The sequence below is a fragment of the Blastopirellula sediminis genome, assembly GCF_020966755.1.
Taxonomy (GTDB): Bacteria; Planctomycetota; Planctomycetia; order Pirellulales; family Pirellulaceae; genus Blastopirellula; species Blastopirellula sediminis.
The window spans coordinates 3765796-3788129 of sequence record NZ_JAJKFT010000010.1; the positions used below are offsets into that span (position 1 = coordinate 3765796).

The 22334-nt window shown below is 59.9% G+C and carries 20 protein-coding genes; 6 read left to right on the forward strand and 14 right to left on the reverse strand.

Going from position 1 to position 22334, the window contains the following annotated elements; all coding sequences use genetic code 11:
- Positions 1-197: 197 nt before the first annotated feature.
- Positions 198-2465, reverse strand: coding sequence for a DUF11 domain-containing protein (locus tag LOC68_RS27005; RefSeq protein ID WP_230224915.1), 2268 nt, complete (start codon positions 2463-2465; stop codon positions 198-200).
- Positions 2466-2610: 145 nt separating this feature from the next.
- Here LOC68_RS27005 and LOC68_RS27010 point away from each other — a divergent pair, with 145 nt between their 5' ends.
- A complete protein-coding gene (locus LOC68_RS27010) occupies positions 2611-2931 on the forward strand; it encodes a tetratricopeptide repeat protein (protein ID WP_230224916.1) in 321 nt (106 codons plus the stop codon).
- A 4-nt stretch (positions 2932-2935) separates the two neighbouring features.
- Positions 2936-3457, forward strand: coding sequence for a gamma carbonic anhydrase family protein (locus LOC68_RS27015; RefSeq protein ID WP_230224917.1), 522 nt, complete (start codon positions 2936-2938; stop codon positions 3455-3457).
- Between the two features lie 8 nt (positions 3458-3465).
- Here LOC68_RS27015 and LOC68_RS27020 read toward each other — a convergent pair whose 3' ends face one another.
- Both LOC68_RS27020 and LOC68_RS27025 read right to left on the reverse strand, forming a co-directional pair.
- Positions 3466-4029, reverse strand: a complete 564-nt coding sequence (locus LOC68_RS27020) for a PSP1 domain-containing protein (RefSeq protein ID WP_230224918.1) — start codon at positions 4027-4029, stop codon at positions 3466-3468.
- An 85-nt stretch (positions 4030-4114) separates the two neighbouring features.
- Positions 4115-4954 carry a hypothetical protein gene (locus LOC68_RS27025; RefSeq protein ID WP_230224919.1) on the reverse strand — a complete coding sequence of 280 codons (840 nt, stop codon included), beginning with the start codon at positions 4952-4954 and terminating at the stop codon, positions 4115-4117.
- Positions 4955-5215: 261 nt separating this feature from the next.
- On the opposite strand from LOC68_RS27025, the gene bioB reads away from it, so the two are divergent.
- Positions 5216-6262: a biotin synthase BioB gene (gene bioB, locus LOC68_RS27030; RefSeq protein ID WP_230224920.1), complete on the forward strand. Its 1047-nt coding sequence runs from the start codon at positions 5216-5218 to the stop codon at positions 6260-6262.
- 126 nt (positions 6263-6388) lie between these two features.
- Here bioB and LOC68_RS27035 read toward each other — a convergent pair whose 3' ends face one another.
- From LOC68_RS27035 to LOC68_RS27080, 10 genes are all read right to left on the reverse strand, one after another.
- Positions 6389-7906 carry a hypothetical protein gene (locus LOC68_RS27035; protein ID WP_230224921.1) on the reverse strand — a complete coding sequence of 506 codons (1518 nt, stop codon included), beginning with the start codon at positions 7904-7906 and terminating at the stop codon, positions 6389-6391.
- A gap of 152 nt (positions 7907-8058) precedes the next feature.
- The gene (locus LOC68_RS27040) at positions 8059-8496 is read right to left on the reverse strand and encodes a nucleoside deaminase (protein WP_230224922.1); all 438 of its coding nucleotides are present in this window, start codon (positions 8494-8496) and stop codon (positions 8059-8061) included.
- Positions 8497-8559: 63 nt separating this feature from the next.
- Positions 8560-9366 (reverse strand): hypothetical protein, encoded by an 807-nt coding sequence (locus LOC68_RS27045; RefSeq protein ID WP_230224923.1) that lies wholly within the window; start codon positions 9364-9366, stop codon positions 8560-8562.
- Positions 9367-9551: 185 nt separating this feature from the next.
- Positions 9552-11237, reverse strand: coding sequence for a putative sensor domain DACNV-containing protein (locus LOC68_RS27050; RefSeq protein ID WP_230224924.1), 1686 nt, complete (start codon positions 11235-11237; stop codon positions 9552-9554).
- A 37-nt stretch (positions 11238-11274) separates the two neighbouring features.
- Positions 11275-12270 (reverse strand): hypothetical protein, encoded by a 996-nt coding sequence (locus tag LOC68_RS27055; RefSeq protein ID WP_230224925.1) that lies wholly within the window; start codon positions 12268-12270, stop codon positions 11275-11277.
- A 182-nt stretch (positions 12271-12452) separates the two neighbouring features.
- Positions 12453-13046, reverse strand: coding sequence for a 3-isopropylmalate dehydratase small subunit (gene leuD, locus LOC68_RS27060; protein WP_230224926.1), 594 nt, complete (start codon positions 13044-13046; stop codon positions 12453-12455).
- Positions 13047-13096: 50 nt separating this feature from the next.
- Positions 13097-14509 carry a 3-isopropylmalate dehydratase large subunit gene (gene leuC, locus LOC68_RS27065; protein WP_230224927.1) on the reverse strand — a complete coding sequence of 471 codons (1413 nt, stop codon included), beginning with the start codon at positions 14507-14509 and terminating at the stop codon, positions 13097-13099.
- Positions 14510-14761: 252 nt separating this feature from the next.
- Positions 14762-16417 (reverse strand): serine/threonine protein kinase, encoded by a 1656-nt coding sequence (locus LOC68_RS27070; RefSeq protein ID WP_230224928.1) that lies wholly within the window; start codon positions 16415-16417, stop codon positions 14762-14764.
- A gap of 213 nt (positions 16418-16630) precedes the next feature.
- Entirely contained in the window at positions 16631-17170 is a 540-nt protein-coding gene (locus LOC68_RS27075; protein WP_230224929.1) for a hypothetical protein, read from the reverse strand.
- A 198-nt stretch (positions 17171-17368) separates the two neighbouring features.
- Positions 17369-18160 (reverse strand): DUF1570 domain-containing protein, encoded by a 792-nt coding sequence (locus LOC68_RS27080; protein WP_230224930.1) that lies wholly within the window; start codon positions 18158-18160, stop codon positions 17369-17371.
- Between the two features lie 220 nt (positions 18161-18380).
- On the opposite strand from LOC68_RS27080, the gene LOC68_RS27085 reads away from it, so the two are divergent.
- Together LOC68_RS27085 and LOC68_RS27090 are read left to right on the forward strand one after the other, a co-directional pair.
- On the forward strand, positions 18381-19406 hold the full coding sequence (locus LOC68_RS27085; protein ID WP_230224931.1) for a ketoacyl-ACP synthase III: 1026 nt from the start codon (positions 18381-18383) through the stop codon (positions 19404-19406).
- 115 nt (positions 19407-19521) lie between these two features.
- Positions 19522-20076: a YqgE/AlgH family protein gene (locus LOC68_RS27090; RefSeq protein ID WP_230224932.1), complete on the forward strand. Its 555-nt coding sequence runs from the start codon at positions 19522-19524 to the stop codon at positions 20074-20076.
- Positions 20077-20082: 6 nt separating this feature from the next.
- Here the strand turns inward: LOC68_RS27090 and LOC68_RS27095 are convergent, their stop codons facing one another.
- Positions 20083-21192: a M24 family metallopeptidase gene (locus LOC68_RS27095; RefSeq protein ID WP_230224933.1), complete on the reverse strand. Its 1110-nt coding sequence runs from the start codon at positions 21190-21192 to the stop codon at positions 20083-20085.
- A gap of 227 nt (positions 21193-21419) precedes the next feature.
- On the opposite strand from LOC68_RS27095, the gene LOC68_RS27100 reads away from it, so the two are divergent.
- The gene (locus LOC68_RS27100; RefSeq protein WP_230224934.1) at positions 21420-22094 is read left to right on the forward strand and encodes a metallophosphoesterase family protein; all 675 of its coding nucleotides are present in this window, start codon (positions 21420-21422) and stop codon (positions 22092-22094) included.
- The last annotated feature ends 240 nt before the right edge of the window (positions 22095-22334 follow it).

Here is a 22334-nt window from a genome sequence, read left to right on the forward strand (position 1 = left end):
ATTGGGCGCGCTGTGGGCTACTATTCTTGCCGTGTTCTTACCGTGACTCGTCCGTGGCTTCCGTGTTCTATTTCTTCTTCCGGACGCATTCCCTTGCTTGCGCTGCGGGCTAGTTTGTGCCGCGTTGCGGGTGGGGATGAAAAAAGCCTGTCGGGTTACGACAGGCTTTTGCTTGCTGAGGAGCTTTCGCGGTTTAATTAGCGAAAGCGGCTGTACGGGGTCGGCGAGAGCGGAGTCGGCTCGGCCGGGCGTTGCGCTTCCATCAGCGGCGTCTTCAGTGGAGTGGGCTGCGGATTCGACGGTTGCGAGAGGACCCCTTCGCCGTAGAAGCGAGTCGTCTCTTCGCTGGCCAGCTTGGTGACCGGTTCGCGGCAGCGAACTTCGGCCCGGAAGCTGTGGCTGCCGGCGGTCAGGGCCTTGGCCGAAACCTTCAGGACCAGGTTCTTTTCGGGGCCGAGCGACTGGATCGGGCTGAAGATGACCTGACCGGCGTCGATGTTCGCCTGGCCGCCCGAAACCTGCGTCGGTTCGATCCCTTGCGAGAACTGAACGGTGACTTCGATTCCTTCGGCCGCCTTGGTGCCGCGGTTTTCCAAACGGAATTCATAGGTCACTTCTTCGCCAACCGGCGCCGGACCCTTCGGATCGTTGACGTACAGTTTGAGGTCGGCGACCGATTCAACCATGGTCGTGACGTTTTGCGAAGCGAGCAAGCCGTCCGACGATTTGCAGTTGGCGAGGATCGTGTTGTTGCCGCCGACCATCAGCGTGCAGTCGAGCTTCAGCGGGCGAACCGCTTGGGCTTCGAGGGCGCCGATGTTCCAAACGACTTTGTTGCCGACCGCGTCATACTTGCCGCCGTCGGAGCACGATTCAAACTTGGCGCCGGTCGGCAGGGTCGCTTCGGCGACCACTCCGGCCGCTTGGGCGTTGCCGTTGTTGCTGACGTTGAGCAGGTAGCTGGCCGAGGTTGCGGCGTATTTGACCGGAGGACCGTTGGCGACCAGTTGCAGATTCGCACGACGAACGGTGACCGCTTCGGTCGCTTGAGCGCGAAGGCCCCCTTCCGCGAACGCTTCGGCCGAGATCTTCAATTCGCCCGCCTGGCGAGCGGCGAATTCGACTTCGATCACCTTCTTGCCGCCCGGCTGGATGCTGCCGATCTGGTCGAAGGTGGTCGGATCTTGGCCCGCCTTCAGCGGCATCAGGGTGATGCCGACGTTCTCGGCGACGCCGCTGCCCGGGTTGGTGATCACGATGCTATAGATTTGCGTTTCGCCGAACAGCACTTCGCTGGGGCCTTGAATCGCCATGTTCAGCTTCGGTTCGAGCACGTTGACCGTGGTCGACGCGCTGGCCGCCGAGAAGGCGACGTCGACGCCGAGGTCAAAGCCGCGGTTGTTACGCGTGGCGAGTTCCAGGTTCAGCGTCCCTTCGGCGCCGGCCGGCAAGACCGGCATCTGCCAAACGATGAAGTTCGAGGCGCCACCCATCGTGTTCGCTTGGGCGGTACCCATCGCAGCACGTTGGTTGACCAATTCGACTCCGTGCGGAGTTTGAATCTTGATCGCCACGTCGCGAGCGTCGACTTTGCCGAGGTTCTTCGCGACCACCTGGAAGACCGACGGCTTACCGACGACCATCGACTTCGGGCCAATCGTCTCAACCGCGACGCTCGGCGAAGCGACCGTTAGCAGCGACCCAGCGGTCGGATTGGGAGTCGCGGCCGGCTGGTCGTCCTGTCCGCCATCGAATCGCATCGGGCCGGGGCTCGACGCGGCGGGAGCTTCTTGGATCGGCGCCGGTTGGGCCGTTTCGGCGGCGCCGGAGTTCCAACGCGAGATCGGCGCCGGAGCGGCCGGCACATCAGGCGAGAAACGGCTGCCGCTGGTCGCGGCCGGCGGAGTGACGCTCGGCGTCGCTTCGGGAGCGGCGGCGGCTGGGTTGAAGCGTCGCGACGACGGCTGCGGCATGGCGGCCGGTTCGGTCGGTTGTTCGAGTTGCTTGGGAGCGGCCGCAGGTGGGGTTTCGCCGTTTTCCATCGCCGACAACGCGGCCTGCAGGGCCGGCGGCAAACCGGCGACGCTGGAAGCTCCGCCCGGAGCGGCCATGTCGCGACGACGACTCGAGGGCTTTTCATCCTCTTCCGCAGCGGTGAGCTGGGTGGTCGGGGCCGGTTGATCGGTGACCGACAATTCGACCGGACGGCGGATCGGCAGCGCGTTGCCGGGGGTGAATTTTTGCAGCGGAATCTCTTCTTCGGCCGCAGTCAGGCGAATCGCCCCGTGCGAATGGCCGTCGTCCAGCGCAAGCGCATGAACGGCGCCTGGCAGATGGTCGGCGATTCGGCCCGGCTCGGCGGCGTTGCTATCGTTCGCAGCGGCTTGATCGCTGGTAAGATAATAGACGCTGACGGCCACCAGGACGCTGGCGGTGACCGAGATGAGAATGGCTTTTCGGAACATGCTGAAACCCAACTGGGGGATAGAAATCGGTGGTCTCCGTTGTCGTATCGGTCGTAGCGGTACGCACGGTTTAATGCAATTTGACGGTAGCGAAAAATAGAGAGACTTTGACGGCGGTAACGCCGCTCGGGAGAAGGTAGCCAGGATGTCGAGACGAGAACAGATCGAAGCGTTGCTAGCGGATGACCCCAACGATGCGTTCCTGCTGTACGGCCTGGCGATGGAGTACCGCAAGGAAGGCGCTTACGACGAGGCGCTGACCCGCTTCGATCAATTGATCCAGCAATCGCCCCCGTATGTCGCCGCCTTTTTCATGGCCGGTCAAATGCTGGCCGAAGCGGGACGCGTGAACGATGCCAGAACCTGGCTTCGCAATGGGATCGAAGAAGCGCAGCGTCAGGGGAACGGCCACGCTGCTAGCGAAATGTCGGAGCTGCTGATGACGCTCGGGCAGATGGGAGAGTAGCACGATGACCCGGCCGCTGGAGATCACATTTCACGACCATTTGATTTCGGCGACCGCCTGGATCGCGCCGACGGCGACGGTGATCGGCAACGTCACGCTAGGCGCCGAGTCGATCGTGCTCTACTCGGCGGTCGTCCGGGGTGATAGCGAGGAGATCAAGATTGGCGCCTCGTGCAACATCCAGGATGGTGCTGTGATTCATGCCGATCCCGGCTTTCCCTGTTTGCTGGCCGATCGGGTCTCGGTCGGCCATCGCGCGATCGTGCATGGCGCCGTGGTGGAAGAAGAGGTGCTGATCGGCATGGGCGCCATCATCTTGAACGGCGCCAAGATCGGCGCCGGATCATTGATCGCCGCTGGCGCCCTGGTGACGGAGAACGCGGTTATCCCGCCTCGCAGCGTCGTGATGGGGGTTCCCGGCAAAGTGGTCCGGCAAACGACGGACGAAGATCTGGCCCGGATTCGGCATGCGGCTGAGCATTACCGCCAGGCGTCGGCCCAGTATTTAGAGGCGTACGAGGGTTAGGCGACGCCCTACCCTTTCGTCTTCTTCACCCCGCAGCCGCCGACGAGCGAACAGGTCGAGCAACTGCTGCCGCAGCTGGGGCCTTCGTCGGTGCCGCAGCCAGGGCCGCAACCTTCGTCCAGCAGCTTGGCGAACTCGCGAATCCGGACCTTCGCGTCGTACGTTTCGGCGAGACGCTCGGTCAGATGTTCCACTTCCGGCGAGACTTCGCCGAGGAAGTAGAAGAAGAGGGATTGGCCGTCGAAGAGTTGTTCGACGTCGATCAGCACCGCGTCGAGATTGCGCTCGGTCAGTTGCGAGACGCAGGCCGCCATCGCTTCTTGCTTGTTCTTTTCGAGCCGCTCCAGCAGCAGTTCGTCTTGCGGCGTCATTCCCCGCAAGATCGAGCCGTCGGTATCTTGGCCGACGTCGGTTGCGGGACTGAGGATCTCTCCCACTTCCAGACCACGCGAGGTGCGACAAACGACGCGCATCCCACGTTGATAGGCGACCGCGTCGACCGAAACGAAGCGGCCAATCTGGCCGACAGCGCCGACGCGGACAAGATGAGTGCGGTGAATCGTCGAAATCATGCGGAGCCTTGCAGTTGGGGTAACTATCCCCAATTTTGACCTGCCAGAGGCGATTCGCCAAGCGGCGGTTGGAGGATCGCGCCCGTTAGTGCGCCCCCTGCACCTTCAACAGCTGCTGAAACGTCGACCAGAATTGCATCCCCTGCTCATACTGCTCCGGCGACATCTGGTAACGATAGGCCTGCAGATAGTCGAGATTCTGCTGCGTGTAGTCGACGTACGAGTAGTCGCCGCTGGCCATCGGATTGACCCAGTCGACGTCCCCCGGCTCGCGCTGACGGACGAACGAGCCTTGGTCGTCGATCACCATGTTTGCGAACAGCACCGGCAGCTTCATCTGCAGCTCGCGATGCATCTTCTCTTGCGGCGAGAGGTCCGCGGTCGCTTCTTCCCACGCGTCGGCGACGTTCTTCGGCGTGCGACTGTCAGGGAAGCGGATGCCGAGTCCCAGGCCGGTTTGCGTCAAACCGTCGAAGTTCAAATCGACCTGGGCCGGCGGCGGAATCAGCAGATTGAGCGCCCCTTCTTCGTTCAAACCGTCAACGCGAATTGGATCGGCCAACCGCTGCACATGCTGGATCGTCGCCAGTTCGCTTTGCGAAAGACTCTTCAGAAAGTTCTGCGGATCTTCGTAGCCCCCTTCGCTGAGCGCCCGGACCAGCAGATCGCCGTAGTCCTGCTTCAGCTGCGCTGGATCGTAGTCGGCGGCGTAGCTGGCCGCTTTGGCGGGGCTGAACCAGTTCTCCCAGCTGCTGCGGACATCCTCGGCGAGCGTTAGGTCCGAGGAGTAGTCATCCGCCGATGCGTAGCCAGTGCGTCCCGTTTGCTCCAGGATTTCGCTGAACAGGCTCTGCAGCTGTTCGTTGGCCGAGGCCGGCTTGGCGGCGGTCGTCGCTCCGGCGGCCGACGTGGCGTCAATTTGCATCGCGGATTTCCCCCCGCAGAATTCGCTGCAATTTTGCCCCCAAGTTGGGGTTTGAAGGGGTATTTCGGCAGCGAAACGGGGGAGACTTCAGCCTCTTACGCTGCGATGGAGGGAGTTCTCTGGTTCTGCGCACCTTCGGCGCCAGGATAGGAAGACCAGGAGAAATGGCGAGAGCGGCCTCCGCCGACCTACCCACCTTTGCCGCTTCGATTTACAATACGGGGCGTTTCTAACACCTACTTTGGGCGAAGAGATTGATTGATGGCGATTGTTGAAGACGCGACCCTGACCGTCGAAAACCGTTGGATGAAGCTGGCTCAAGACGTTTTGGGCGGAGCCCGGCTGAGCGAAGAAGACGGCCTGGCGATTTTGCGCAGCAGCGACGACGAATTGCTCGACCTGCTGTCGGCCGCCTTCGCGATCCGCAAACGTCACTTCGGCAAAACGGTTCAGCTCTATCAGCTGATGAACGCCAAGAGCGGTCTCTGCCCCGAGGATTGCGGCTACTGCTCGCAGTCGAAGGTCTCCGACGCCGAGATCCCGAAGTACAACTTCCTCAGCCGCGAAAAGCTGATGCAAGGCGCCGAGATCGCCGCCGAGCGCGGCGTGAAAACCTACTGCATCGTCATCTCGGCCCGCGGTCCTAACGAACGCGAAATGAAAGCGGTCGAAACGATCGTCCCCGAGATCAAAGAGAAGTACGACCTGAAGATCTGCGCCTGCTTGGGCTTGTTGTCGCAAGATCAGGCCGATCGCTTGAAGGCGTGCGGCGTCGACCGCGTTAATCACAACGTCAACACCAGCAAAGATTACTACGAGAAGATCTGCTCGACCCACACCTACGAAGATCGTCTCGAAACGCTCTCGGCCGTTCGTAACGCAGGCATCGAACTTTGCAGCGGCGGGATCGTCGGCATGGGCGAAACCGATCTCGACATCGTCCGCATGGCGAACGAACTGCGCGACCTGAACGTCGAATCGATCCCGGTCAACTTCCTGAACCCGATCGAAGGGACGCCGCTGCACGAGCAAGGTCGCGACCTGACGCCGCGCCGCTGCTTGAAGATCTTGGCGATGTACCGCTTCGCCAATCCGCAGAGCGAACTCCGCATCGCCGGCGGCCGCGAGATTCATCTCCGCAGCCTCCAGCCGCTCGGTCTGTACGCGGCCAACTCGATCTTCCTCGGCGATTACCTGACCACCGCCGGTCAGCAAGCCGAAGAGGACTACCGCATGCTGGAAGACCTCGGCTTCGAGGTGACCAAGTGCGACGAAGCGATCGTTGGTCGGAAGCGTCTCGAGAACTAGAATCCGCTGGTGCTGGCGCCATGCTCTTGCGGCGTCTTCGCCGGATGAGCATGTCTTTGCCCTGGTAAGACGTATTGAAGACATGCTCTTCTCGCGAAGACGCGATAAGAGTATGGCGCCTGGCGTCTAGAGCTTTTTGAGCATCTCCGCCGCCGTTGATTCAAAAATCTCCTGCCACTCGGGCGCTAGTAGGCAATCGCTGTCTTCCTGCGCGCCGCCGCGGTTTTGCATTTGCTCTACCGTCGGGCAGTAATAGATGTAGCCGTTGGTGTAGCCGGCGACGAAGGTCAGGTCGTGCGGCGATTTCCGTTTGATGTTCATGCCGATCGGGCTCGTCAGTTCGCCGGGGAACGTCACCATCACGAAGTCGCCGATCCGCAGGCCGACCAGTTCGACGTCGATCGTCCGCTTTCCAGAGTCGATCATCTTCTGCTGGTGCTTGCGCAGTAGCGCCCGGTTCGTTTGCAGCCGGGTCAATTGCTCCATGACGAAGACGTTCTGCAGGTAGGCCTGCATGTCCCGTTTGTTTTGGGCGTCGAGCGTTTTCAGATCCGCTTTTTCCTGGGCTTCGTCGTAAAAGTAGCGGTGCGAGTAGTGGGAAGGAAAGTCAGGCGACAGCTTGTACTTTACCGTCAGCGCCAGGAAGGTCTTGAAGTTGAGGGTCGTGCCGCGCAGTTTGCTCAGCAACAGCTTTTCTTCGGCGTCCAGTTCCGCAATCCGATCGGCCAGATCGCTGCGCGGCAGCGTCAATGATTGGTTGAACATCATCAGGCGGTCGTCCGGCTGGCACTCGATTTGGCGAACCGCCTTCAAAACGCTGAGCCCCAGCAAGTTGCCGAGCGGTTCGGCGCTGCGGGGATGATCGACATCCTTGTAGTAAGCGGGATTGATGTCGCCGGCACACCCTTGCAGGAACATCGCCAGCGTCCCGTCGCTCAGGTTCTCTTCGATCACCTTCGACGAATAGCCGATGATGTCGGCCGTGTTGGCGCCGCTGGGAACCCCTTGAATCGGATGGCAGGCGAAATTGTAGATCACCGCCAACGTCTCGCCATTTTCACGATTCAGGCGCACGACGCCGATCTCCGGATCAGTCGGCGCGACGCCGGCGATTTCCTCATCCGGCGGCAGCGAATAAGCGTGCCGCACGTCGACTTCCTTGCCGTTCTTCAGTTTCAAGCGGCGGTTTTCCATGATCCGGTCTTCGCTGCCGCGACCGGCGCCAATCGTGACCGGCGTCAGTTGGCTGACCGCTTGCTTTACCGCTTGGACGGTTTGGTCGGTGATGTCGGGCAGGATCACGCCGTGACAATGGCTCGCATTCGCCAAGACGCCGGTTGGCGGAATGCCGAGCTCCGCTTCCAAACGCTTGCGAACTGTCGGCAGATAATCATCCTTCACGCGTCCCAACTCGCCGATCGCCACCGCATCGACCGAGATCAACACCGCCGTCTGCGAGTCGTCTTTGATCACGATCGCTTTGACGAACATCGGATCGTTGGCTGGACCGGCGCTGTAGTCGGTGATGTCGACCTTGCCGGTCCCGGCGAGCAGCTTGCCCGGTTCGGCCGCAGCGGCGGCGCTCGCGGCGGCTAGCGAGAGGAAGACAAGACAAAACGCACAGCGAAGGATTTTCGACAGCATAGCGACAGGCTCCGATCGCGGATCGATGCGGTAGGTGAGAAATCTGGCGGGGCGGCGGAGATTGCGAAAATGATGCCTCGTGCAATCACCAGCGTCAGATTATCCCAGCCATCGTCGGCTGTCAAATTTTCGATTAGACGGGAACGGCCTTGTTAGACGCCGATATCCTCGTTCCACAGTTCCGGGCGAGCGGCGATAAACTCGCGCATCAGCTCAATGCACTCTTCGCTGTCGACGATTTCCAGCTCAACGCCGCGGCTGCGGACGTAATCTTCGGGCCCTTGGAAGGTCCGATTCTCGCCGATTACGATCTTCGGAATCTTGTAGAGCAGCGCCGTCCCGCTGCACATGTCGCAGGGGGAGAGAGTCGAATAGAGAACCGACCGCTGATAGTCCTTGGCGGTCAGACGTCCGGCGTTTTCGAGGCAGTCCATCTCAGCGTGCAGGATGGCGCTCCCTTTCTGCACGCGACGATTGTGCCCGTGCCCGCGGACCTGGCCATCGACCACTAAGACCGATCCGATTGGAATGCCCCCTTCGGAAAGCCCTTTGCGCGCCTCTTCAATGGCGAGTTTCAGAAATTCGTCCATAGTCTCGATTTCACAACGCAACAGGTTGTTCCGGAAATGATGATCAACTCAGCCCTGGTTATTTTACGTCCCACTCGGTTTGGCGTTCAAGCTACGCTGAAATTCCTCGCAGAAAGTTCGGCGTTCAGGTTCGCCACTGGTTGCGTTCAGAAAGTGAGGAGTTGACGGCTTGAAATGCTCTGCAACCTTTCGGAGAAAATCTTCGATGGCTGCATGGGAACAGAGCGACTCTTGGTTGGCTCCGACTAGCTTCTTGAATTTTTCGTCCACTCGATAGAGCCAATATCGGCAGAGATAAATCTGAGGCTCTTCCGCCGCATGGTAGAAACCGCTGCCATTTTCAATGTTCCCCATCGCATCAAAGCAGCGGTTAAATCTCGACATGCCATAGCCGACCTTAGGTAGCCCATCGCCATCGGAGCGAGTCGCCTGATAGGTGTACTCAACATCGAAACCTCCGACCGTTGGGGTCGCTTTCAATAGGCTGGACTCCCAGTCGGAGTGTTTAAAAAATTCTTCCGCATCATAGGAGGCTCCTACCATGGCGAAGTTGGCGAGAGCGCCCTTCGGATCATAAACGAAGCGAAACAAGGAATAATGTTCTTTGCCGTCCCGGTTAAGTCGTTCTAGCCACAGGCCTTCGAGGATGCTCTCGTGAAAATTTAGTCTGCGAAACCATCTCGCTTGAGGAAGCCAAGTAATCGCCAGCATGCGTATTACGATCTCGACAAGTAACGGACTGACGACTGCCGAAATCAAGGCGCTTAATAGAAAGGATACTCCCAAGTAGAAAAGAATGACTTGGGTGACGTAGAATACGATTCCGCTTAGGGCGCCCAGTCCCCAATTGATCCACTTGTTGTTAAACATGGCTGCGATCTTCTATGACTGTCGAGACGTAGTTTCGTCTTCTTCGTAACAGTCAGAATTCGCGGCGTCAAACTAAAAGCTGCGTCAATATGAGGGAATTTCCGCATTAGACATTCGTGATTGGTCATTAGACATTTCCCGACGCATTCCCTCGGCTCGCGCCTCGGGCTAGTGTTGGAGTTTTCTTAGCCGGCTTCTTCCAGCCACTTTCCATCGCTGATGTTGTCGATCGTCACCGGGCGCCAGGCGATCGTCTTGCCGCGCCAGCGCATCAGGGCGGTGATCGTTTCGTCTTCCGACATCACGAAGATCAGGCCGCTTTGCATTTGGCTGGCGAGCCACGCGGCCGATTGGTGACGCGTGCCGAAGCTGGTCAGGTCGAACCGTTCGACGCGACTCGCGGCGACGTCGCGGGCCTTGTAGATCTCGGTGACGTTGCCGACGTTGCGAATCATCACGCCGAAGCCGAGGACGCTGAGATCGGTCCCCAGCAGCAGCGCTCCGTCGGGACTGGCGAGACTGCCGATCGCATATTCGGCGTCACGGACGGCTCGTTCCGACGACTGGAGCATATCTTTCCAGACGTTGAAGCCCTGCATGTTGCCGTTGCGACGATTGCGGGCCGCCATCTCATCGGCCGCCGCCCAGTGCGAGGCGAGACGGGAGAGGAACCGCCCGTTGGAGAGCTCTTGGATTTTCCCTTTGAAAACTTCGTCCGCGGAAAAAGTTCGCGGGCCGATGTGCGGGCCGCTCAGGTCGAGCGTTGAACTTGGCGACGATTCGTTCTGCGCCGCTTTGGCGCGCGACCAGCGGCGACTCTTTTGTTCGCTGTTGCGATAGATGGCGATCGAATCGCTCAGGGCGATGTCGTATTTCGACTGGAAGATGTCGTGGTCGCTTTCGCTTAACCGCGCGTATTCGGCGATGTCGGCGATCACGATGATGCCGCCATGACCGAAGTCGACCGCGCGGCGGACGAGACGCTGGATGATCGGCAAGATCGAAAGCCGACAGGGCGCCGTTCCCAGCTTCTTGCTGTCGAGGAATCGCCGGAGGGGGCCGTCATCGCGGAAAATCGGCAAGTAGTCGGTGACGACGGCGCCCGACTTGTATTCGCCAACCCGATAGTCGAGCACTTCGGCGACCAGGTGGCCGGGCGCGCGAGATCGGAGCAATACCGGATGGGGACCAACCGCCGACCACTGCGACGTTTCCCCCATCATCGAGTTGTGGAGCGATCGGCCGCGGGCGACCATCCCCCAGATCTCGAACTGGCCGTTACTCTCTTGCGCCAGAATCGAGGTCTGGCCAGGATCGATCGCGGGGCCCAGCTTGATCAGGTTGGCCGGCGTCAGCGGCAGCGGTCGTTTCAAGCGAAACAGACTGACGTTCCGCTCCATGTCCGATTCCTCGAAGACGGTGCGGGGAATCAGCTCGATGCGAAGTGCGTAGGAGATCTGCTCTTCTTTTTCGAGGCTGGCGAAATAGAGGGAGCTGACCGAATGGCGGACCAGTTCCAGCGACGGCGCGGTCGGCAAACGGCGCGACTCTTCGTAGACCAGTTGGGCGAACGCATCGGGATAAACCAGCGGCGGGCTGAGCGAGTCTTCCGCCATCTTCGGTTCCGGCAAGTCGACGCCGGAGACCCAGGCCGGGTTCGTTTCGAGCGAGTACTTTCGATGTTCTTCCATGTCGTGCCGCTTCATCCGATCCATGTCAGGCACAATCTTATTGTCAGCGCGAATATAATCGATGCCGGCCAGCGGCTCGAACCCCAACTGCACCTGAAAGCACTCCAGGTGCTCGCGAATATCGGCCTGGTCGTGAGAGAACATCACGACGCGACCCTCTTTCGTCAATCCGGCGAACATGAACCTCCTCTGTCCTTCTCTCCGCTTGGATGTCGCGCTACAAACCGGGCTGAATCTTCAACACGCGGCCCCCCTTCTCTCCCTCGCCGAACTCCGTGATGTAGAGCGTGCCATCTTTGGCGAAGTCGAGGGCGGTCGGTTTCATCAGGTCGATGATCTTGGTCGCTTTGGCGGCTTGCTTGCCGTCGACGCGGACGGCGTCGATGCGAAACAGGCCTCCTTGCGACGGATCGTGCCAGCTGAAGTCGACCGCGTACAGGCGACCGGTCTTCGGGCTATAGGCCAAGCCGACGATGTCGCTCAGTCCGGTCGGCAACGACATCAGCAGCCCTTTTTCTTTGACGTCGTAAAAAGTCAGCAAGCTATCCCCTGGCGTCGCGATCTCCCCCATCTGGCCGACGACCGCTTCCTGACGCGGGCTGATCGTGATCGCGGCGGGAGCGTCGACCTTGGTCAGCTCTTTGGTGGCGATGTAGCGGATCAGCGGCTTGAAGTTCGATTTGTCTTTTTCGGCGGCGGCGAGCCAACCTTTTTCGTCATCGCCGTTGGAGGTGGTGACGATCCAGTCGACGTTATCTAATTTTACCACCGCGACGCCGTAGAAGTTTCCTTCCCCTTTGACTTCTCCTTCGGCGACCAGCGGTCCCAGCTTTTGCACCGGCTTGTCGAAGGTCGACTTTTGTCCGAACTCGTAGATCGCAACAAAGTCTTCGCCGTCCGGGTCGCCGCCGCCGCTGACCACGATGTGGTTTTGATCGAGGAAGGCGAGGCCGAGCGGGCCGATGTCGTAGGTCGGATCCATGCCGTACTTATCGAGCGAGAAGCCGGTCACCACATCGACCGCTTTGCCATCTTCGATGCGGGCGACTCGTCCGGCGGCGCTCTCGGCGATGTAGACGTCGCCGGACTCTTGCTCAACGGCGACGCCGGTCGGATTGGCCAGGCCTTCGATCACCACTTCGGTTTCGACGTCGGCTCGCAGGAGTGCGGCGGCGGAGAGCAGACAGGCCAGCGGCAGGAGATATTTGCGCATCAAGATTCGTCCAGCGAAGGTTCAAAAGGAGTCGGTGTGCGATTCTCTAATTATGCTCCGCCAGCGCGATCCGCCGCAACAGCAGCGTGAATTGGATTGAACCTTAGGATTCAGCTTGGCGCACAAAAAAGGGGACGCTGGATGCGTCCCCAATGTGGCTAGATTTTCGCTAGCAAGCGCTTTTACAGGCCGTTCGCCTTTTCGAAGGCGACGATCTTGTCTTCGTGCTGCAAGGTGAGCGCGATGTCGTCAAGGCCGTTCAGCATTTTCAGCTTGCGGGCTTCGTCGATCTCGAAGTTGAACAAGAGGCCGTCATCATCGGTAACCGTTTGCGCTTCGAGGTTGATCGTCAACTGGAAGCCGGGACCGACCTGCTTCGCCTTTTCGAAGATCTCTTCGACCTGCCCTTCGGTCAGACGAACCGGCAAGAGGCCGTTCTTGAAGCTGTTGCCGTAGAAAATGTCGGCGAAGCTGGGAGCGATCACGGCGCGAAAACCGTAGTCGTCCAGCGCCCAAACGGCATGTTCGCGGCTCGAACCGCTGCCAAAGTTACGACGCGCGACCAGGATCGACGCCGAAGCGAGACCGGGCTGATTCAACTCGAAGTCGCGGTTGGGCGAACCGTCGTCGTTAAAACGCCAGTCGAAAAAAAGGAACTGGCCGAAACCGGTTCGTTCGATCCGCTTCAGAAACTGCTTCGGAATGATCTGGTCGGTGTCGACGTTGGCCCGGTCCATCGTAGCGACGACGCCGGTGTGGGTGGTGAATTCTTTCATGGTCGTTATCTAGCTCGCAAATGCGGTGATGGTTGGAGGGAAGCGATCGACTAGCAGTACTTCCAGTCGCGGATGTCGACGAAGTGACCGGTCACGCCAGCGGCGGCGGCCATCTCCGGAGAGACGAGATGGGTGCGTCCCCCCTTCCCTTGTCGACCTTCAAAGTTGCGGTTGCTGGTCGAGGCGCAACGTTCGCCCGGCGCGAGCTTGTCGGGGTTCATCGCCAGGCACATGCTGCAGCCTGCTTCGCGCCATTCAAAACCGGCTGCGCGGAAGATCGCGTCGAGCCCTTCGGCTTCGGCTTGCTCTTTGACCTGACCGCTGCCCGGCACGACCATCGCGTGGACGCCGGCGGCGATCTTGTGACCTTTGACCACCTTGGCGGCGGCGCGGAGGTCTTCGATGCGAGCGTTGGTGCACGAACCGATGAAGACGCGGTCGATCTTCACTTCGGTCAGCGGCTGACCAGCGGTCAGACCCATGTAGTCGAGCGCGGCTTGCGTCGACTTCTGTTCGGTCGCGTCGCTGAAATCAGCCGGCGACGGAACGTTGGCGATGACCGGAGCGACCTGGCCGGGGTTGGTTCCCCAGGTGACCTGCGGAGCGATGTCCTTGGCCTCGAAGATCAGAACTTCGTCGTACTTGGCGCCTTCGTCGGTCGGCAGCTGCTTCCACTTCTCGACGGCGGCGTCAAAATCTTTCGGGGCGAATTCGCGGCCGCGGACGTATTCAAAGGTCGTTTCGTCCGGAGCGATCATCCCGGCGCGGGCGCCAGCTTCGATCGTCATGTTACAGACGGTCATCCGCTCTTCCATCGTCAGGTTGCGGATCGCTTCGCCGGTGTATTCGATCACGTAGCCGGTACCGCCGGCGGTCGTCAGCTTGCCGATCACGTAGAGGATCAAGTCTTTGGCGGTGACGCCGGGAGCGAGCTTGCCGTTGATGCGAACTTCCATCGTCTTCGGCGTGGTTTGCAGCAGCGTCTGCGTCGCCATGACGTGTTCGACTTCGCTGGTGCCGATGCCAAACGCCAACGCGCCGAAGGCGCCGTGCGTCGCGGTGTGGCTATCGCCGCAGACGATCGTCATGCCGGGCTGGGTGAGACCCAGTTCCGGACCGATGACGTGGACGATCCCTTGCTTGCGGTCGTTCAGGTCGTAGAGACGGACGCCGAACTCCTGGCAGTTGCTGCGGAGGGTATCGATCTGCTGCTTCGAGATCGGATCGACGATCGGCAGCGAGCGGTCGGTCGTCGGAATGTTGTGGTCGGGAGTAGCGACGTGGCGATCAGGGCGGCGCAGTTTGCGGCCAGCCAGACGGAGCCCTTCAAACGCTTGAGCGCTGGTCACTTCGTGCACCAGTTGCAGATCGATGTAAATAATCGCCTGCTGGCCCTCTTCTTGCAGAACAAGGTGGTTGTCCCAGATCTTCTGGAACATGGTACGGGGGGCGGATCCGCTCATACAGTTACTCCGATAGTCGCCAACAGCGCCGATGTCGCAGTTGGCCGCAGTTGCCAGGAAGGTGGGGTTGCAGGAACAGTCCCTCCCAGGCGGGAAAATGGACTGTCAGCAAACTATTTAAGATAGCCGAGATTTCGCCGATTGGCGAGTCGCCGCGCGGCTTTCGGTCGAGAGAGATTTGGCCGGGGAAAGGTTCGTCGGCCGCGGAAACCCGCCTCCATCGACTGGGGGGAAGCCCCCGCATGGCCCCGATTAGGCGAAGACTTCTTCTTCGTTCACCGGAATTCGCCGTTCGTCCGCGTTCCACCACTGCTGGGCCAACCGGCGGTTCCACTGCCCTGCCGCTTCGCAGCGATCGAGCGCTTCCGCGAGTTCCACCGCCGTCTGGTAGCGGTCTTGCGGCTGTTTCTCAAGGCAGCGAAGGACCACCGCGTCGAGATCGGACGGAATGTCCGGGTTGACCTGCGACGGCGGAATCGGGCGTTCGTGAGCGTGGGCGATGATCACCTTGATCGGGCGATCGTAGTTGAACGGGGCCTGCCCGGTCAGCATGAAGTACATCAGGGCGCCGAGCGAATAAATGTCGCCACGAGCGTCGGGCTCATGCTCGCCGGAGGCTTGTTCCGGCGACATGAAAAGGGGCGACCCGGTGATCGACCCTTCCTGCGTCAGCTGAGCGTCTTCTTCGCCGGCTTGGATCGGCTTGGCGAGCCCGAAGTCGAGCAGCTTCGCGACGTCGTAGTGACCGCCGCGCTGCGCGGCGAAGACGTTCGCCGGCTTGATGTCGCGGTGGACCAGACCTTTGGTATGGGCTTCCGAGAGGGCTTCGCACGTTTGCGACATCAGGTAGATCGCACGCTGCGGCGACATCGGGCCGTATTGCTTGACCAGGTCCGAAACCGACAGCCCCGGCAAGAACTCCATCACGTAATAGAACGTGCCGTCGGCGGTGCGACCGTAGTCGTAGATGTCGATGTTGTTCCAGTGGGAGAGCTTCGACGAAAGGCGGACTTCCCGCTCGAAGCGAGCCAGAACGCGACCGTCGGCGCCTTTTTCGGGGCGGATCAACTTAATCGCGCAGGGACGCTTCATCAGCGTGTGCTCGGCCAGATAGACCTCACCCATGCCGCCAGAGCCGATCATCTTTCGTAGATGGTATTGGCCCAGCTGTTTGGCGCGGAACGCTTCTGATCGCAGACGGTTGATCGTGTAGACGCCGAAGACGGCGACGCTGCTGCAGACGAGCATCACCAGCACGGTCTTGCCGACCATGTCGACGTTGTTGGCGATCGCGAGTCGCGCGTCGGGCCAGGCGAACCAGCCGATCGCCATGACCAACGCCGGGGCGATCGCCATGGCGCCGATCACCACCGCGGCTCGCGGCCATTTGTTGGGAATGAAGAGCGCGTAGGTGAAAATCAACAGCAGCCAGATCGGCGCTGGACTATGAATCATGTGGTTCGACGCCGTGCATTCCCCCATCGCGTTGAATTGGATCCAAAAAGTAAATACCGCCGAGGCTCCGAAGATCAGGGCCTCTTGCATGTAGAGCAGCGGTTTGCGGTTGTCGCACTTGGGGCAGAGGTAGAGCCCCATGAGCAGCAGCATCGCGACCAAGGCGCAGTGGAACAGGAGCAGCTCGAAGCTATCTCCCTCGGTGTACCGAAAGATGTACTGCCAGAGGTGAAACAGCAGGAACACCCCATAAGAAGCGGCCAAGGCGAAGGCCGCCATCCGCAGACGCAAGCGCAACAGCGATTGGGTGATCGCCGAAAAGTGGGGGCTCGTACCTTCAACGACGGAGACGTTGGGAGCGAGCGAGCGGGACGCATCGGTCGACTCCGATGGCGCGACGACCGTCTCGTCGATTTCTGGATGGGGAGTGGTTGCGTCAGATTGGCTGCGCATATTCGCCGTCGCTTGTGATCGTCAATCCAAAGTCGTTTCAACCTTAACCTCCATCGTAGCCATTACGACGAAGGAAGGCGAATCGCGTCCCATGGCGATTTGCTTATTATTCGCGCCGCTGGGAGAAACGCCAATCCGTCGGGCGGAACTGGCGTTTTCCCTTCTTATACTCGACGAACCGGCGAAAGGATTCGTTTGCGAATTTCTTGCAGCTTAAGCGGCGCGACGGGCAGAATTGGAAGTGGCGAAGTGCGAAAGTGAGAGCTTTTCGATATGGAGACCATTGTCCCCTAAACGCTCCCAGAAGATGACGCTCTTTTCCGTTAACATTCGCGGTAACCAGCTGATCGCCGCGTTGACGTCGCTGGTCTCTTGGTCAGCCGCGATCAACAGCAGCTGCGTATTGGGCAAGCTGTTGGCCAAGCGAGGGAGCGCCATCGACGCCGTGCCGGGCGTCAGCTTCACTTTCGCGCCGGTCGCGACAAGACATTTGTGCGCCTGCTTCAGCGCCAATCCATCCTTCTTTTCGCGGGCTTCGAACATATCGATGCCGGTGTACTCGATTTGCGTTTCGCCGGCGTATTGCTGGGCGAAATCAATCAGTTTCTGCGCGAGAACGCCATCCCCGACGCCGATCTGAACGATACGCGTGATCGGCGCATGTTGGCGGATCTCGCGATAGATCTCGCGCTGATGGGCCGGCGAGGAAAGGTGAGCCTGGTAGAGATAACGCAGGAAACGAACGGCGGTCAATTTGAGTCCCTTCAAAACGACGCCAGATGGAATTGGTGGATGCGGCGGCTATCGCAAAGCGAATACCGCCACGTGGAGATAAACTTCGACCGACCGCGAAGCGGAAAATGAGGAAATCTACCAGGTTCGGTTTATCGATACTTTGGCAGACTGCGCAGAATGGCGTGGGTGCGTAAATTTCTGGTCAGCAGGGCTTGGTTAAGAGCCGAGCGTCATCAGATATCGCCTGCAGTCCGCTTCCGGATCAGCGAATTGACCACGGAGGAAATAGGAAACCGGCGCCGGCGGCTGTTGGCGCTGGGCCGAGAGATACTGACTAAGCGCCTGCTGAGCGCCGACCGGGCCATGTCGCAGGAAATGGACCCAGGCCCAGCAGTGGCGATATTGGCGATCTCCCATCTCGTCGACGCTGCGGAGTCGCTCGAGCGTTACCAGCGGAGAGATCTCCCCCATTTTCGCTTCCTGCACGACCTGCGGCAGGTAGTCGCCCCGATTGCGGCGGTTGCCCTGCGGCGGTTCAAAATATTCGGCGATTCCCTCGTCGAGCCACAGCGGCAGATCCTTGTGGGCCTGATGGATCAGGGAATGACAGCATTCATGTCGTAAGTCCGTCAGCAGATGGGGCGAGCGATGGGCGAAGACCATCGGCACATCATTGGCCTGGATAAATAAGGCCCGCCGCTGCGGTACGCCAGGAAAGTAGCGCGTGACGTACTCACGATAGGTGGAAGCCGACGCAAACAGATAAACGTGGATCTCGGTTGGCTGTTGGGGCAAAGTAAGAAAGGTAGCGAGATCGCGGCGAAGGCCGGCCAGCTCCCCTTCGAACTGGGGAACGGTCTCGATCGCAAAGTCGGCGTGGATGGCAAACGGCGGGATCTGCCGTTCATCTGGCCATTCTGGGGTATCTGCCCAAGCAAACCATGGAGCGCTTCCGGCCGCCAGTGCGGCCGAAACGAAAAGTCGCCGGGAGATGCGGTGCGAACTCATGACCCGGCTATCCGTAACTGATCTGCGATGAAGTGTCCATGAAGCGAGCGAAGCGTAAAAAAAACGACGCTTGCAAGTCAAGGTCGAACGTCTCCTGCGCCAATCCGGTCTTCCCTACTTTCCCAGATTCGTTAAGCTCTGTTAGGCAAACAAGTAACGGTAAATGATGTCCACAGCACGGCGACATCTTCCGCTTGGGTAATAAAGCAAAGGACGCTTTGTGAAGTACGCGTCGATCGGACCGATCGCTATCCATTTGCCGGAACGGATCGAAACGAACGAACAGCTGCAGGCAGAGTTCCCTCAGTGGGACATGAACCTGATCGCCGCCAAGACGGGGATCGATCAACGTCATGTCGCCGCCGAAGGAGAGTGCGCCTCCGATCTGGGCGTGAAAGCTGCGCTCCGTCTGTTTGAAGAACATGCGGTCGATCCGAAGTCGATCGACTTTCTGCTGTTCTGCACGCAAACCCCGGACTATCCTCTGCCGACGACCGCTTGCTTGATGCAAGATCGACTTGGCCTGCCGACCAGCTGCGGCGCACTCGATTTCAATCTGGGCTGCTCTGGGTATATTTACGGCCTGGCGATGGCCGACGGCTTGATTCGCTCCGGCGTCGCGCGTCGCGTGCTGCTGATCACGGCCGAGACCTATTCCAAGTACATCGCCCCCGATGACCGCAGTATTCGCACGATTTTCGGCGATGGCGCGGCGGCGACGCTCGTCGAAGCTAGCGACAAGCAAGAGCTCTACGGCTTCCAGTTTGGAACCGACGGCACCGGCGCCGACACGCTGCTGGCGACCGAAGGTGGCGCGCGACCGGCCGAAGATGCGATTCAACCGCGTCATCGCAAACGATGGAGCAGCCGGTTGTACATGGACGGCCCGAGCCTCATCAGCTTCACTGTTGGCGCCGTTCCGCAATTGGTCGAGAACATTCTCGCCGCGGCGTCGATGGATCGTCAGCAACTCGATCTCTATCTGTTCCATCAAGCGACCCGCAAGATGCTCGAGCAGTTGCAAGAGCGGATGGAGCTGGACGAAAAGCGGATGCCGATCGAGCTGAGCAAGTATGGCAACACCGTCTCGGCGACGATTCCGATCCTGATCCACGACTTGCGGAAACAGGGACGCCTCGAAGCGCATCGCAAGCATGTGATGGTTGGTTTCGGCGTCGGTTGGTCGTGGGGCGGTTGCATCTGGCGCGATCCGTACGGCTCGAAGGCGTACGTCGAATCTGACTAACTGTCTGGCCCCTGGCCAAAAAGTGCGCACCCTAGTTTTTTGCGGCGGTCGGAACAAAAATAGAGGGAATCAGGCTTTCGTTCGCTCGTTAGTTCGCCGCACGAGGTTTCGCACCATGCAGTCGCTCCAGGGTCAATTGCTGATTGCGTCGCCTCATTTGCCTGATCCCAACTTTCTGCGGACCGTCGTCTTGATGGTCCAGCATGACGAGGAAGGCGCCTTGGGGCTGGTTCTGACCCGTCCGACTGAGCTGACGATGTCCGCCATGTGGCAGGAAGTCGCCGGGGAGGAAATCGAGGACGAGAGCCCGGTTTATCTGGGCGGTCCGGTTCAAGGGCCGCTGATGGCGCTGCATGGGCATCCGCCGGCCGGAGAGATCGAAATCTTGCCGGGGGTCTATTTCGCGAGCGACAAAGAAAACATCGAAAAACTCGTGCGCGACGAGATCGAACCAAAGCGGATCTTTATCGGTTACTCAGGCTGGGGTCAGCATCAGCTCGAGGCCGAGATGGACGCCGGGGGTTGGCTATTGCTGCCGGCCGTAGCCGACCACGTCTTTACGACCGACGTGGAACGGCTCTGGAAGGAAGTGACCGGCAAGATCGGCTCCGACATCATGCGGTCGACGCTCCATCTGAAGGGAATGCCGACCGATCCCAACATGAACTGACCTGCGTTAGGTCAGTCCAATCGGGAAGTCGGAAAGGAGCTCAACGCCGCTGGAGGTGACCAGGTAGTCGTTCTCCAGACGCATGCCGAACCGCAACTTCTCGTCGTAGAGGCCTGGCTCGACGGTGAAAACGTCCCCTTCGGCGAAGAGGTCGTCCCAGCACGAGTTGAGGTGGGGCGCTTCGTGCGGGAAGAGGCCGATGCCATGTCCCAGGTGATGATCGAAGACGCCGATCGGCGCGGCGCTTAGAATCGCAACGACTTCGTTGAACAGCTCTTTGCAGCTCTTGCCGGGGCGAACGGTCCGCTTCACGTGATCGAACGTTTGCATCACGTATTCCCACGCTTGCTGCTGTTCGTCGGTCGGCTTGCCATTGACGGCGATCGTGCGGCAGTTGTCGGCGAAGTAACCCCGAAACGCCGGGCCGAGGTCGAGGATGTAAAGTTCTCCATCCTGCGTCAGGCGATCGCGCGGCGGCCCCCCCTTCTCTCCACTGGCGTAGTCGTTGCCGGTGCCGGTCAGCATTTCGCCATATTCTTTGACCGCGGCCGCTTGCAGCGCGTTGAAGACGTTCAGTTCGCTGACGCCGGGGCGGACCATGTCGCGGGCCACCTCGTACATGCGGGCGGTGCCGTCGATCGCCTTCTTCAAACGCGCAAGTTCATCGGGATCCTTCTTGCGGCGGAGTTGATAGAGCGTCGGTTCGACGTCAACCAGCGTTGCGTCCAACTGCTGCGACATGTGGAGCGAGAAGGTCGAATACTCGACGCCGATCTTGCTCAGCTTGCCGCGCGACTTCAGGTAGTTCAGCAGCACTTCGCTGCTCGCCTGACGCTGATCGTTGCGTAGCGTACAGAGCCATTGCGCTTCGTAGGTCAAGATTTCGTCGGCGGCAGCGGCGGCCGGAGGTTCGTTCGGAGCGACCAGCGTCGCGGTTCCGTCGGCAAAGAGAACGGCGACCGGTTGATGGACCCAGGCGAAACGCGGACCGACCAAATACTGAATGTGTTCGATCTGCGTGACGATAATCGCATCGAGCTCAACCGAGGCGAGTGCGTTCCAAAGTCGTTGCTGGCGTGCGCGGCTTGCATCGATGTTCAGGTCCAGTTCGCTCATTGCCTCTCCTCATGATTGATAAACATGGTCGCTAGTCCGGGGGCGTCCGCCTGACGCCGCTGGGTAAGGCCAAACTAATGGAATCCCGCTTCCGCGAAAAGTGGGGAGACCACGTCGTTTTTGATTGACTTTTGGGGGCGGAAGGCCAAGGGAAAACGCTCGCCCCATTTCGCCATTCATGACGTAGAATATGGGCGCCAAGCAATTCACCCTCGATAGTGCAGACGATGACTTCTCGTTCCAGAATTTTCACGATCGGCGACGTTCATGGATGCCGCGACGCGCTCGCCGGGCTGCTGGCGCTGATCGCGCCCCGCGTGGACGATACGGTCGTCATGCTGGGGGACTATGTCGACCGCGGGCCTGACTCGGCCGGCGTGATCGACCTGCTGCTCGAGTGGAGCCAGCGCTGCCGGATGATTTTTCTGCGTGGAAATCATGAAATCATGATGTTGAACTCGCGGACCAGCAGCGAACAGCTTCACTTTTGGCGCGAATGCGGCGGCGCCGAAACGATGCAGAGCTACGGCGGAAGTCTCACGAAGGTCCCTGACGTTCACTGGGATTTCTTGTCGGCGACGATCCCCTACTTCGAGACCGATCAGTTCTTCTTCGTGCACGCCAACTATCAATACGATCTGCCGCTGGAGGATCAGCCTCCGCTGTTCCTCTATTGGGAGCATCTGCGGCCGCTGGCGCCGCGCCCGCATGAGAACGGCAAGCAGGCGTTCGTCGGGCATACGCCGCAGAAAGATGGCGTACCGGGGGACTACGGCCATCTGGTGGCGGTCGATACCTTTTGCGTCGGCGGCGGCATGCTGACGGCGGTCGAATGCAATTTGCTCGATTGCTATCAGGTCGATCGTGACGGCGGATCGCCGATGACCTTTCCGTTACGGTAGTGCGACGTCACGCGAAAGTATTCGATCATTTGGCGCCATGCTCTTGCGGCGTCTTCGCCGGATGAGCATGTCTTTGTCCTGTTTGATACGCATTGAAGACATGCTTATCCCGCGAAGACGCGGCAAAAGCATGGCACCAGTAAATTGTCATGTGACAATTCGCTAGTTTGCCGTACGAATGCGGTACTTCGAAATAAAAAAGGTCGCCTTCGCAGGCGACCTTTTTCGGTTGGCTCTGGG

What these genes read in the sequence shown, in the direction of transcription:
- LOC68_RS27005 (WP_230224915.1), bottom strand. Translation starts at nt 2,465, where the DNA reads ATGTTCCGAAAAGCCATTCTCATCTCGGTCACCGCCAGCGTCCTGGTG.
- LOC68_RS27010 (WP_230224916.1), top strand. Translation starts at nt 2,611, where the DNA reads ATGTCGAGACGAGAACAGATCGAAGCGTTGCTAGCGGATGACCCCAAC.
- LOC68_RS27015 (WP_230224917.1), top strand. Translation starts at nt 2,936, where the DNA reads ATGACCCGGCCGCTGGAGATCACATTTCACGACCATTTGATTTCGGCG.
- LOC68_RS27020 (WP_230224918.1), bottom strand. Translation starts at nt 4,029, where the DNA reads ATGATTTCGACGATTCACCGCACTCATCTTGTCCGCGTCGGCGCTGTC.
- LOC68_RS27025 (WP_230224919.1), bottom strand. Translation starts at nt 4,954, where the DNA reads ATGCAAATTGACGCCACGTCGGCCGCCGGAGCGACGACCGCCGCCAAG.
- bioB (WP_230224920.1), top strand. Translation starts at nt 5,216, where the DNA reads ATGGCGATTGTTGAAGACGCGACCCTGACCGTCGAAAACCGTTGGATG.
- LOC68_RS27035 (WP_230224921.1), bottom strand. Translation starts at nt 7,906, where the DNA reads ATGCTGTCGAAAATCCTTCGCTGTGCGTTTTGTCTTGTCTTCCTCTCG.
- LOC68_RS27040 (WP_230224922.1), bottom strand. Translation starts at nt 8,496, where the DNA reads ATGGACGAATTTCTGAAACTCGCCATTGAAGAGGCGCGCAAAGGGCTT.
- LOC68_RS27045 (WP_230224923.1), bottom strand. Translation starts at nt 9,366, where the DNA reads ATGTTTAACAACAAGTGGATCAATTGGGGACTGGGCGCCCTAAGCGGA.
- LOC68_RS27050 (WP_230224924.1), bottom strand. Translation starts at nt 11,237, where the DNA reads ATGTTCGCCGGATTGACGAAAGAGGGTCGCGTCGTGATGTTCTCTCAC.
- LOC68_RS27055 (WP_230224925.1), bottom strand. Translation starts at nt 12,270, where the DNA reads ATGCGCAAATATCTCCTGCCGCTGGCCTGTCTGCTCTCCGCCGCCGCA.
- leuD (WP_230224926.1), bottom strand. Translation starts at nt 13,046, where the DNA reads ATGAAAGAATTCACCACCCACACCGGCGTCGTCGCTACGATGGACCGG.
- leuC (WP_230224927.1), bottom strand. Translation starts at nt 14,509, where the DNA reads ATGAGCGGATCCGCCCCCCGTACCATGTTCCAGAAGATCTGGGACAAC.
- LOC68_RS27070 (WP_230224928.1), bottom strand. Translation starts at nt 16,417, where the DNA reads ATGCGCAGCCAATCTGACGCAACCACTCCCCATCCAGAAATCGACGAG.
- LOC68_RS27080 (WP_230224930.1), bottom strand. Translation starts at nt 18,160, where the DNA reads ATGAGTTCGCACCGCATCTCCCGGCGACTTTTCGTTTCGGCCGCACTG.
- LOC68_RS27090 (WP_230224932.1), top strand. Translation starts at nt 19,522, where the DNA reads ATGCAGTCGCTCCAGGGTCAATTGCTGATTGCGTCGCCTCATTTGCCT.
- LOC68_RS27095 (WP_230224933.1), bottom strand. Translation starts at nt 21,192, where the DNA reads ATGAGCGAACTGGACCTGAACATCGATGCAAGCCGCGCACGCCAGCAA.
- LOC68_RS27100 (WP_230224934.1), top strand. Translation starts at nt 21,420, where the DNA reads ATGACTTCTCGTTCCAGAATTTTCACGATCGGCGACGTTCATGGATGC.